The organism is Campylobacter sp. 2018MI13, from assembly GCF_018501135.1.
Lineage (GTDB): Bacteria > Campylobacterota > Campylobacteria > Campylobacterales > Campylobacteraceae > Campylobacter_E.
In genome coordinates this window covers 1-10,241 of the sequence record NZ_JAHCZC010000067.1, presented here as the reverse complement: position 1 = coordinate 10,241, position 10,241 = coordinate 1, and the positions used below count along the sequence as shown (strand labels likewise).

General features: G+C 26.6%; 12 protein-coding genes. 5 read left to right on the top strand and 7 right to left on the bottom strand.

The window, feature by feature from the left end; all coding sequences use genetic code 11:
- From KJQ99_RS07285 to KJQ99_RS07265, 5 genes are all read right to left on the bottom strand, one after another.
- Positions 1–888: glycosyltransferase family 9 protein (locus tag KJQ99_RS07285; RefSeq protein WP_214150408.1), on the bottom strand; the 888-nt coding region annotated here is incomplete at its 3' end.
- The gene (locus tag KJQ99_RS07280; protein ID WP_214150407.1) at positions 869–1,858 is read right to left on the bottom strand and encodes an OmpA family protein; all 990 of its coding nucleotides are present in this window, start codon (positions 1,856–1,858) and stop codon (positions 869–871) included. The genes KJQ99_RS07280 and KJQ99_RS07285, both read right to left, overlap by 20 nt.
- Positions 1,851–2,930 carry a MotA/TolQ/ExbB proton channel family protein gene (locus tag KJQ99_RS07275; RefSeq protein ID WP_214150406.1) on the bottom strand — a complete coding sequence of 360 codons (1,080 nt, stop codon included), beginning with the start codon at positions 2,928–2,930 and terminating at the stop codon, positions 1,851–1,853. Before KJQ99_RS07275 ends, KJQ99_RS07280 begins: the two co-directional genes overlap by 8 nt.
- 2 nt (positions 2,931–2,932) lie before the next feature.
- Positions 2,933–3,982, bottom strand: coding sequence for a class II fructose-bisphosphate aldolase (fbaA, locus tag KJQ99_RS07270; RefSeq protein WP_214150405.1), 1,050 nt, complete (start codon positions 3,980–3,982; stop codon positions 2,933–2,935).
- Between the two features lie 9 nt (positions 3,983–3,991).
- Positions 3,992–4,801: a peptidylprolyl isomerase gene (locus KJQ99_RS07265; RefSeq protein WP_214120118.1), complete on the bottom strand. Its 810-nt coding sequence runs from the start codon at positions 4,799–4,801 to the stop codon at positions 3,992–3,994.
- A 74-nt stretch (positions 4,802–4,875) separates the two neighbouring features.
- On the opposite strand from KJQ99_RS07265, the gene nth reads away from it, so the two are divergent.
- The 5 genes from nth (at position 4,876) to gltS (ending at position 9,402) form a co-directional block, all read left to right on the top strand.
- Positions 4,876–5,517 (top strand): endonuclease III, encoded by a 642-nt coding sequence (nth, locus tag KJQ99_RS07260; RefSeq protein ID WP_214150404.1) that lies wholly within the window; start codon positions 4,876–4,878, stop codon positions 5,515–5,517.
- Positions 5,480–6,724, top strand: coding sequence for a ComEC/Rec2 family competence protein (locus KJQ99_RS07255; protein WP_214150403.1), 1,245 nt, complete (start codon positions 5,480–5,482; stop codon positions 6,722–6,724). The genes nth and KJQ99_RS07255 overlap by 38 nt, the downstream gene beginning before the upstream one ends.
- A complete protein-coding gene (locus KJQ99_RS07250; RefSeq protein ID WP_214115771.1) occupies positions 6,721–7,521 on the top strand; it encodes a YihY family inner membrane protein in 801 nt (266 codons plus the stop codon). The genes KJQ99_RS07255 and KJQ99_RS07250 overlap by 4 nt, the downstream gene beginning before the upstream one ends.
- Before the next feature lie 212 nt (positions 7,522–7,733).
- Positions 7,734–7,922, top strand: a complete 189-nt coding sequence (locus tag KJQ99_RS07245; protein ID WP_214115772.1) for a hypothetical protein — start codon at positions 7,734–7,736, stop codon at positions 7,920–7,922.
- 178 nt (positions 7,923–8,100) lie between these two features.
- Positions 8,101–9,402, top strand: a complete 1,302-nt coding sequence (gene gltS / locus KJQ99_RS07240) for a sodium/glutamate symporter (protein ID WP_214150402.1) — start codon at positions 8,101–8,103, stop codon at positions 9,400–9,402.
- 12 nt (positions 9,403–9,414) lie between these two features.
- Here the strand turns inward: gltS and KJQ99_RS07235 are convergent, their stop codons facing one another.
- Both KJQ99_RS07235 and KJQ99_RS07230 read right to left on the bottom strand, forming a co-directional pair.
- Positions 9,415–9,720, bottom strand: a complete 306-nt coding sequence (locus tag KJQ99_RS07235; RefSeq protein ID WP_214150401.1) for an ArsR/SmtB family transcription factor — start codon at positions 9,718–9,720, stop codon at positions 9,415–9,417.
- A gap of 8 nt (positions 9,721–9,728) precedes the next feature.
- Positions 9,729–10,241 (bottom strand): permease (locus tag KJQ99_RS07230; RefSeq protein WP_214150400.1); only part of this gene is annotated, 513 nt, incomplete at its 5' end.

Here is a 10,241-nt window from a genome sequence, read left to right as displayed (position 1 = left end):
TTTATAAAAATAATGTTGTAAATTAGATGGACTTATTAATCTTTTTGCAGGTTTTTTATCACACTCGTTTAAAAAAGTTATATTAGGACGATTTAAAACCACAGCAATATGAGTAGTCCCACTATCATTTCCTATGATTAATTTTGCTAATTTACTTAAAAACACTAATTCATTTAATGAAATTTTAGGCAAGACTTTAGCATTTTTACATTCTTTTGCAATCTCATTTGCTCTATCAAGTTCTATTTGAGAACCCCAACTAAGCAATATTTTATAATCACAATTTTTACAAATATCAATTAATTTTTCTAAAGGGAGCATTTTATTTATTTTACTTGAGCCATTATGTAATAATATAAATTCATCTTCTATTAAAGGCTTTATTTTATTCATAATATTTTGAGTTTTTATCTCATCATAAATTAATACATCGCTAGTTACTAACTCATCATTTTTAAATTCTTTTAAAGCAAAGCGAGTTAATTCAAGGCTTCTTTTATACACATTTTCTAAATAATCACAATTACAATGGTTTTTATAAAAATAATAAGCTAATTTTTCTCTTAAGCCATTTTTAGAATATCCATAAGAATTTGCACTCAAATAATTTGCTAAAAAACCTGATTTTATTCTTCCTTGATAATCAATACTAATATCATATGATTTTTTTAAATGTTTTATCTCTTTTAATGCTTTTATTGGGTGTTTTTTAAGTGGTAATGAATAAATATTATCAAACCAAATAAGTCCATCAAGTAAAAAATAAAACCTAGAATCTACAAAAAAATCAATCCTAGCTTTAGGATATGCAGCTCTTATATAATTAATATGCCATAGCATATGAAAAATATCGCCCATTGCACTAAGTCTAATTATTGCTATTTTCACTTAAATCCTTTGAAATTACGCTTTCAAATTCCTTGATTGCTTGTTCATTTGAAAATTGTAATTTTATTTCTATTCTTCTGCTTGCTTGTTTATCTTCAACGCCATCTTTAAATTTTAAATCATTATAGCTTTTGCCAACTGCTACAAGTAGTTTTTCTAATCTTTTATCATTATAAAACGAATTAATAAATTTCATAATCTCCAAAGCTCTTTTTTGAGATAACTCAAGATTATAAGTAAATCCACCAACACTATCAGTATGTCCTTCAATCACTATACTATCAATATTAGCTAGAATTTCAGGTGAGCTAAGCAAGGCATCAAAATACTTAATTAGAGTTTTTTTAAGCTCTTCTTTTGCACTATCTTTAATCAAATACTCCGCACTATCAAACAAAATACTAGCATTTAAGCTAATACTGCCTGAATTAAGATTGATTAAAATATCATTTGATAATTTATTTTGTAAAGCTTGAATTAATTTTGTTTTATTATTTTTAAGCTTTTCGTATTCAACCTTAAACCCACTCAATTGCTTTGCTAATTCGTCTATTTTATCATCTTTATTTTTTATTTTTATTTCAGTATCTTCAAGATTTTTAAGTAACATTAAAATATGTGCGTCTTTTTTGTCAATATTGCTTAATAATTCTTCCTTATTTTTTGCATTTTCATCTAAATTAAGAAGCAATTTTTTAATATAATCATTTGCATCTTTATTTTTATTTAGCTCATCGTTTAATGAAATATTGAGTTTTTCAAGCTCTTCATTTAACGAGCTCAAAAGCTCATCTTTGCTAATTATTAAAGCTTTTGATTCATCTAAATGTTTTTGTTCATTTTTTAGCTCATTTTGTGTAAAAATATATTTTAAAACAATAGCACTAAGAACTAAAATAAATACAAACAACAATCCAGCCATCAAATCAGCATAAACTATCCAAAAATTATTATTATCTTTATTACGCATTATTTATTTTATTTAATACCTGATTTGCTTCTTTACTAAGGTTTTCAATATCAGCTTTTAATTCATCAACTATTCTAAATTCGTGTTTTTCATCTTCATAAATATTTTTAAAATCTAATAATTTAGCTTCTAAATCTTCTTTTAATTTAGCAAATTCTTTCAAGCTATTTTCAATTCTTAATGAAAATTCATCTATTTTTTCTTGCATTTGCTTAGTATTTTTATTGCTTAATTCTAAAGATTTTTGAGCTAAATTTGTATGAACTATCGCAATTTTTTCATAAGATTTAAATAATTCTTTAAAACCTGTAAATTTATCTTGATGGAGTTTTGATATTTCATTAAAAAACTCATTATCATAAAGCTTTGATAATAATAAATTTGTATTAGAAAATAACTCACTATTTTTTCTAAGAGAAATTCTTTCTAATTCTTCTTTACTCCAAAAATATTTTTTACTATTAATTCTATAATTTTCTTTAAAATTATTAATTTTAGCAATACCAAGTCTTGAATAAAACATCCACCAAATAGTAAGAAAAATCCCATAAATTGAAACATAAAAAGCAGTTGAAATTCCGCTAAGCAATAAGCTAATTTCTCCTTCAAGCGCAGCTGAACTACCTACTTTAAAATCAGGCATAGATATTGCAATACTTATAAATGTTCCTAAAATTCCAATCATTGGAAAAACAGCACTAGCAATATATCCAAATGAAAGTGGCTTTAGCTTATGTAAATAATTATCAAAAAATTCATCAAAACTCACATTAGCCTTACTAATTTCATCAATTCTTAAAGAATTATCTTTAATAAAATCTTTTAAATCATTTTCAAAAATTAATGAATTCTTTTTAATTTTTGCATATACACAATATTCATTTTGCGGTGCAAAAAACATAGCAAATACTAAAAGCACAGCACACATTATAATAGTATGTAATGGCATAATAAGTTTTATAATATTTAAATAAGCTAAAATCGCTAACACGAAGACTAATAAAGGTAAAAAGATTAAAAATAAAAAAGAAGAAAATACACTTTTCTTCTTTTTAACAATTATTGTTTGCAAGATTAATTCCTATTCATACAATTTAACTCGCTAAACGCTTGTAAAAGGCGTTTTTGCATAGATTTTTCTCCAGCAACTAACCACATTCTTGGGTCATAATATTTCTTATTAGGCTTATCATCGCCTTCAGGATTTCCGATTTGTCCTTGTAAATATCCGTGATTTTTTACTTCATATTCACGAACACCATCCCAAAATGCCCATTGAGTATCAGTATCTATATTCATTTTAATTACGCCGTAATTGATTGCTTCAGTGATTTTTTCTGCTTCACTACCACTTCCGCCGTGGAATACAAAATTAAGTGGTTTTGCACCCTTTTGTAAATATTCTTGACAATTATGCAAAATTACTGGCTCAAGTCTTACATTTCCTGGTTTATAAACCCCATGAACATTACCAAAACTTGCTGCGATTGTATAATTTGTCCCAATTTTGCTTAATTCTTTATGAGCTAGTGCTACATCGCTTGGTTGAGTGTATAATTTAGCATTGTCAATATTTGTATTATCAACTCCATCTTCTTCTCCACCAGTGCAACCTAATTCAATTTCTATACCGATTTCTAATGCGTTAAATTTCTTAAAATATTCGCAAGAAATTTCAATATTTTCGTTTAAACTTTCTTCGCTTAAATCAAGCATATGAGAACTAAATAAAGGTTTTTTATGAATTGCATAAAATTCTTCATTTGCCTTAATTAAATCATCTATCCAAGGTAAAAGTTTTTTTGCTGCGTGATCAGTATGTAAAATAGCAACTACTCCATAAGCAGCTGCTACTTCATGCACATACTTTGCACCTGCAATTGCTCCAATTACTGCTGAATTAGGACAATCTTTTCCTGCAAAAAAACTAGCTCCGCCATTACTAAATTGAATAATAATAGGCGAATTTGCTTCACGAGCAGATTTTAATGCGGCGTTTATAGAATTTGTTCCTACAACATTTACTGCTGGAATTGCAAATTTATTTTCTTTTGCGTAAGCATAAACACGCTCTAAATCTTTACCATAAATAACACCTGGTTTTACTAATTCTAAAACACCCATTATAAATCCTTATTTAACTTGTAAGCCTGAATTTTTAATCAAATTCTCAACTTCGTTTTTAATTAATTCTTTATGTTTTTCATTTTTTAAACCATTTTCAATAAATGGAGTTGCTTCTTGTAAGCTTCCTTGTCTGCTAGCTCTAAAATCTTCTCCTAATATTACATGAAAACCAAATTGAGATTTTACAGGTTCTGACACTTCATCTTTTTTAAGTTTTTTAGCTGCATTGAAAAACTCAGGAACTAATTCATTTGCACTCATATAAGGTAAATCGCCACCCATTGCTCCTGAACCTTTATCAAGTGATTTTGATTTAGCAAGTTCGCTAAATTTAGCTACTAATTTATCTCCTTTAAGACCTTTTAATTGTTTTAATATTTCTTTAGCATCAGCTTCACTAGCAACTAAAATATGTTTAGTTTTTACAGCTTCAGGAACTTTAAAATCATTTAAATGTTCATCATAATATTTTTTAATTTCAGCATCACTTACCTTGATACCTTCAAATTTTTTCAATAAATATTGTTGAGCAAGTAATAATTCTTTTGCACTATTTAAAGCTGATTGAAATTTCGCATCTTTATCTAATTTCATCTTTTCAGCTTCTTTAGCAAAAAGTCTTTTTGATAATACATCTCTTATTAAACCATCTTTAACTTCTTTTGGAAGCGCACTTACATCGCTTATTTGAAATTGAGCTAAATAAGGTGCTAAATCATCGCTTGTAATTTCTCCACCTTTATAAGTTGCAACCACAGCTGCATTTAAGCTTACACCACATAAAAGTCCTGCTAGAACTAATGAAATTTTTTTCATAATATCTTCCTTTTTCAATTGATTTGATATATCATTTTACAAATATTGTGTAAAAAAATAGTAAGATAGTAATTATGAGAAGAAGAGAAAAAGAAATTAAAAATAGATTTTTAAATAATTATAAAAACGCAAAAAGTGAATTAATTTTTAATAATGATTATGAACTTTTAGTTTGTGTTATGCTATCAGCTCAATGCCTTGATAGTAGGGTTAATCTAATAACACCAAGTTTATTTGCAAACTATCCTGATATAAATTCTTTAGCAAATGCAAATTTAATGAATATAAAAGAATTAATTAAAAGTTGTAATTTTTATCAAAATAAAGCAATTAATCTTATCAAAATGGCAAAAAGTGTTGTGGAATTTCATTCAGGAATTATACCTATGAGATTTGATGATTTAATAAACCTTGCAGGGGTTGGAGAAAAGACTGCTAATGTGGTTTTATGCGAGAGTTTGGGTGCAAATGTAATGGCTGTAGATACTCATATTTTTAGAGTTAGCAAAAGATTAAAAATATCAAATGCAAAAACTCCTAATGATTGTGCTAAAGAGCTTGCAAAACTATTTAAAACCGACCTTGATAAATTGCATAAAGGAATGGTTTTGTTTGGAAGATATATTTGCAAGGCTAAAAAACCTGATTGTAATAATTGTTTTTTAAACGATTTATGTGATGAATATAAAGAGCAAAAGAACTCTAATAATCAATAAAAAACATTATTTTATAATATTTATTGTTTTAATTGCTATATTTTGTTTGCAAGTGCATTTGAAATTCTTAGATTTTTGCGAGTTTTTAGAACAAGATAGTTATGAGTTAAAAATAAACAATAATTATTTAAAAACTAAAAATAATAAAAGTTATTATGTTCTAGCACTTGCATATAAAGATGTTTTAATATACACAACTACTAAAACAGAAATTAAATCCAATCAAATCAGCTTAAAATTCGCAGCTAAAAATAAGCTTAATTTTTATGAATACTTACAAGCTAGATTTTATTTGCCAAGCTATGCTTTAGAAGAATTAGATGAGATTAAAGAGAACGCATTTGTAAGTTATTTTATAAATCAGCACGAGAATTTAACTATGAAGCAATTTTTTGGAGCTTTATTTTTTGCAAAAAGCATTAGCAAGGATTTAAGAGATAGCGTAAATTACTATGGAATTGCACATTTACTAGCAATATCAGGCTATCATTTAGGGCTTATTTATTCCATATTTTTCTTTATATTTTCAATTATTTATAAGTATTTTCAAAAAAGATTTTTTCCATATAGGTCAATTCATTTTGATTTAGGAATAATTATTTTCATAATCTTAGCCTTATATTTTTATGAAATTGGTCTAGTTGCAAGCTATTTTCGCTCATTTATAATGGCTATTTTGGGATTTTATTTTATAATTAGAGCAATTAAAATTCTTAGTTTTTCGCATTTATTTTTAGCATTTTTTATTTGCATTGCTATTAATCCTAGCTTTTTATTTAATGTGGGGTTTTTCTTCTCTTGCCTTGGGGTCTTTTATATATTTTTGTTTATTTATCATTTTAATGCTAATTCAATTACAAAACTAATCTGCCTTGAACTTAGCACCTTTTTTGCAATGGTTGCACCTGTTTTATACTTTTTTCCATTGCTTAGCTTTCAACAATTATTAGGGATTATTTTAACTCCTATTTTTGTGATTTTTTATCCTTTAGTTTTGTTTTTACATATTATTAATTTAGGAGATTTATTGGATAAATACTTATTAATGTTTTTAGATTTTAAAATGTTTGCAACTAATTTTAAATTGGAATTTAAATATTTTTTCATTTATTTAATACTTAGTTTTTTATCAATTTTTCATAGGTATTTAGCAATTTTTGTTATAAGTTTGAACTTAATATTTTTTATTTATCTAGGATTTTTATGAAAAAGATTTTACACATTTTAAAAACAATTATTAATGTAAGTGATAAAGGTATTTTACAACACGCTAGTTCGCTTTCTTTTTATAGTGTTTTAAATATTATTCCGATTTTATCTTTAAGTTTTTTTGTATTCGCTCATATGCCAAGTTTTAAAGAACAAAGCAGCCAATTAAATAATTTTATATTTAGCTTAATTTTGCCAAACCAAGAAGCAAATTCTGTAAATTACATAGAGCAATTTTTACAAAATAGCACAAAACTTGATGTAGCAGGAATTATCGCTATGGTTTTTGCTTTATTTATGTTTTTTAATGCTTATGAAAATACCATCTCGCACATTAGCAATACTCCTAAAAAGGGCTTTTTTTCATCACTTAGCACATATTGGTCGCTAATTACTCTAGCACCTTTAGGATTATTAACTAGCTTTTATTTAAGTTATAAAATTCAAAAATATATAGATGCAATAGGACTTAAGTTTAATTTCTTAGGGATTTTACCTTTTTTAATCATTTGGGCTTTGTTTTTTGTATGTTTTCATATATCAATTAATAAACATTTAAATCCTAAAATCATAGCTCTAGTAAGCTTTTTAGTAGCTTTAGTTTGGAGCATTTTTAAAAGTCTTTTTGTATTTTATATATCATTAAATAAAGTATATGCTAGCATTTATGGTAGCTTTTCTGCTGTTTTATTTTTCTTTATATGGCTTTATTTTTCTTGGATAATTTATCTTAATGGAGTAAGAATTAGTTCTTTACTAAACACAGATAATGCAAAAACAAAATCAACAAAATAGGAACTAAATTCCTATTTTAAAATCCATAATTGTTTAATTTAAATTATATAAATATATTTAATAATTTTATAAATATTTTGCTAATTTAAAATCGCTAATTTGACTATATATTAGGAATTTCAGAATATTTTTTCAAAATTTATTTTTTTTAAGTAAAGTTTAAGATTGTAGGAGTAGAATGCCGGCGCATTTTAATTAAAAAGGAAGAAAAAATGAAAAAGTTATTAGTTTTAACAGCTATCTTAGGTGCATTTAGTGCAGGTTTATTCGCAGAAGAAAATACAGACGCTACAAAAGTTCAACCAGTAGAACAAACTCAATCAGTAGAAAATGCTGATGCAAATGCACAAGCAGTTGCAGTTGAGCCAGAAGCAGAAAAAAAAGACGCTGAAAGCAAATAATTTCTAAGCTACCTTTTAGGTAGCTCTTCTTTATATATCAATCAAAACTTTATTAAATAAAATCTCAAAATTATTACAAAATTACTCACTTTTTTAAAAAAACAAAATTAATTGCTTATATTTGTAACAAATTAAATATTTTAAGACAAAATAAAGCGATTTAATAAAAGGAGTTTTAATGGAAAAAATCAATCTCGGTATTGCAACTTTGCTTAGCAATGATAATGGCACTAGTGTGCTTGAACTTAATTTTTATAGCACATTTATTTGTATTATGCTTGTCTTAATTTTGGGTAGAATAATTACTAAATATTCTAGCTTTTTAAGAAATTACGATATTCCAGAGCCTGTAACTGGTGGTATCATAGTAGCATTTATTTTATTCTTATCTAGTTATTATGCAAATTTTACAATCAAATTCGCAGAAGATATAAAAACCCCACTTTTATTAGCATTTTATGCAACGGTTGGGCTTAGTGCTGATTTTGATAGTATCAAAAAGGGCGGGAAATTACTAATTACTTTTTCAATTGCTGTTTTTGCTCTATTAGTAGTTCAAAACGCAATTGGTGTTGGAGTAATGAGTGCTATGGGTGAAAATCCATTAATAGGCTTACTTGGTGGCTCAATTACACTTAGTGGTGGGCATGGAACTGGCGCTGCTTGGGGAGCTACATTTCAAGAAGCACCTTATAATTTCGCACAAGCAACTGATATAGCAATGGCATGTGCTACTTATGGATTAATTTCTGGTGGGCTTATTGGTGGTCCTATGGCAAATTATTTAATCAAAAAATTTAATCTAAAAAGCGATGAAGTAGAAAACAACGAAACATCAAGTGATGAAGCATTTACAAGTCCGCAAAAAGTAAGATTAATTACAAGTTATAGTTTTATTACAAGCTTAAGTTTAATTGCTCTTGCTTTAGTGATTGGTAATGCAATTGATTATGCGTGCCAAGCAGCAAATGTAGCTACCAATAAAGAAATTGGCTTTTTAAAATTCTTAGATAGTATGCCGACATTTGTATGGTGCTTATTTTCAGGTATTATTATTAGAAATGGCTTTAGCTCACTAAATATTCATAAAGTATTTGATAGAGAAGTAGGTGTGATAGGAAATGTGGCTTTATCATTATTCCTTGCTATGTCAATTATGACTTTAAATATCGTTGAACTTATAAAATTAGCTGTTCCAATCAGCGTTTTATTAATAATTCAAACAATAGCAATTATTATTTATGTAAGATATGTAACCTTTGTTATTTGTGGCAAAAACTACGCAGCAGCTTGCCTTGTAGCAGGACATTGTGGCTTTGGTATGGGTGCAACTCCAACCGCGATTGCAAATCTTCAAGCAGTAACAAATCACTTCGGACCTTGCAAAATAGCATTTATTATCGTTCCTATTATGGGTGGATTTTTAGTAGATATTGTAAATGCTCTTGTTGTTAATGGCTTTGTTGGATTTTTATTTTAATTCCTAGATTTTCTAGGAATTACATTCTTTTGGGGTTTTTAAATCAGGTAAAGTAAAATTAGCCTTTTTTAAAAGCTCTAAAATCTCTTTAGTATTTTCATAATTTATCTCATAATAAATAAACGCCCCACCCCTACTAGCTATTAATAAATCAGCATCTTTTAATATCTTTAAATGCCTTGAAATCCTAGACTGAAGCATCATAAAACTCTCACATATCTCACATACGCAACATTTTTTGTGAATATCTAAAAAAGCTAAGATTTTAAGCCTAGTTTCATCATTTATAGCTGCTGTATAATTTAATAAATTCTTCATTTTAATCCTTAATAAAATAAATAAAGTAAAATTCCAAAAATATTTGCCATTGATAAAATACTAATGATAAATATTATCATCATACGAATTTTAAACATTGACCTAAGTAAAATTAATTCAGGTAAAGAACAACCCCCACCAGCTATTAAAAAACTAAAAAATATACCGATAGGAAACCCAACATTTATTAAAGTTACTCCCAATGGAATAATCAAGCAAGTTTGTATATAAAGCAACAAACCAACAAAACTAGCCAAAAATATACCATAAATTCCAAAACTAGATAAATAATCTTTAATAAATTCAACAGGCATAAAATTATGCAAAAAAGCACCTATTAACATACCAAATAATACATAATAAAAGATATCCTTATATGATTTTAAAGACTTATATAAACATTCATACAAATTAAGCTTGGTATTTTGATTAAATTGAAATTCTTTAGTTACAATATCTTTTAATAGCAATCTTGCAGGTATTAAACCTATTAAATAGCTTATAATAAATACAAATATAAC